The sequence below is a fragment of the Sphingomonas sp. SAFR-052 genome (genome assembly GCF_051965015.1).
In the GTDB taxonomy this organism is placed as follows: domain Bacteria; phylum Pseudomonadota; class Alphaproteobacteria; order Sphingomonadales; family Sphingomonadaceae; genus Sphingomonas.
In genome coordinates, this window is record NZ_JBQCMO010000045.1 from 1 (window position 1) to 527 (window position 527).

Annotated in this window: 1 pseudogene; it reads right to left on the minus strand. The window is 59.6% G+C overall.

Annotation, left to right across the window (positions count from 1 at the left end):
- Positions 1 to 97: 97 nt before the first annotated feature.
- Positions 98 to 415 (minus strand): annotated as a pseudogene (locus ACTHQV_RS19280) (transposase); the annotation flags it as partial.
- Positions 416 to 527 lie beyond the last annotated feature (112 nt).

A 527-nucleotide genomic window follows, 5' to 3' on the forward strand; every position in this document is an offset into this window, starting at 1 on the left:
CCGTGACGTACCTGTCCCATACGGCCTCCTTCCATTCGAACGAAAGGATCGCACCATCAAACCGTGGGATCAAACACTTAGGGTCAGGACCCGTTGATTACAGCCAGAAGATGACGGTGGCAGCGAGGGCGATGGCAGAGAAGAAGGCGGTCGGGCAGCGGTCGTAGCGGGTTGCGACGCGGCGCCAGTCCTTGAGGCGGCCGAACATGATCTCGATGCGGCTACGTCGCCGATAGCGGCGCTTGTCGTATCTGACTGGTTGATTGCGAGATTTTCGGCCCGGGATACAGGGCTGGATGCCTTTGGCATGCAGGGCGTCCCTGAGCCAGTCTGCATCATAGCCGCGGTGACCGAGCAGCCACTGTGTTTTTGGCAGATCATCGAGCAGTGCTGCTGCGCCCGTGTAGTCGCTGACCTAGGTGTTTGATCCCACGGTTTGATGGTGCGATTCTTTCACTGGAATGGAAGGAAGCCGCATGGGACAAGTTCGTCATGGGTGCGCCACGACCACGCACGCCGTCCGAGCA